The organism is Janthinobacterium violaceinigrum, assembly GCF_009208555.1.
GTDB classification, from domain to species: domain Bacteria; phylum Pseudomonadota; class Gammaproteobacteria; order Burkholderiales; family Burkholderiaceae_D; genus Janthinobacterium; species Janthinobacterium violaceinigrum.
Genome location: NZ_WFLI01000132.1, coordinates 1 through 289, shown reverse-complemented (window position 1 = coordinate 289; position 289 = coordinate 1). Strand labels below are relative to the sequence as shown.

Annotated in this window: 1 protein-coding gene; it reads right to left on the bottom strand. The window is 59.9% G+C overall.

All coding sequences use genetic code 11. The features are described from left to right. Nucleotides 1-289, bottom strand: a 289-nt coding sequence (locus GCN75_RS28960) for a hypothetical protein (RefSeq protein WP_193317714.1), incomplete at both ends; no start/stop codon positions are given.

Here is a 289-nt window from a genome sequence, read left to right as displayed (position 1 = left end):
CCATCGCGGTTCGCCAGCGTGGCCGCATCGATGTTCAAGTCATTGCTGTTGACGGCAATGCGGCCCGCTGTATTGTCCAGACTGCCGGTGACGATGCGCGTGTCGCCCGTGCCCGTCTGCAAGATGGCACCTTTTGCGTTGTCCAGATTAGCCACATGCAAATCGAGCTGGCCTGCCTGCACCGTGCCTTCCGTGTTGTGCAAGGTGACATTGCTCGTGATGCTCAATGTGCCTGGCGTCGTCACCACCGCCTTGTTCGTGCTGACGTCACCCGTTGTTGCCGTCAAGC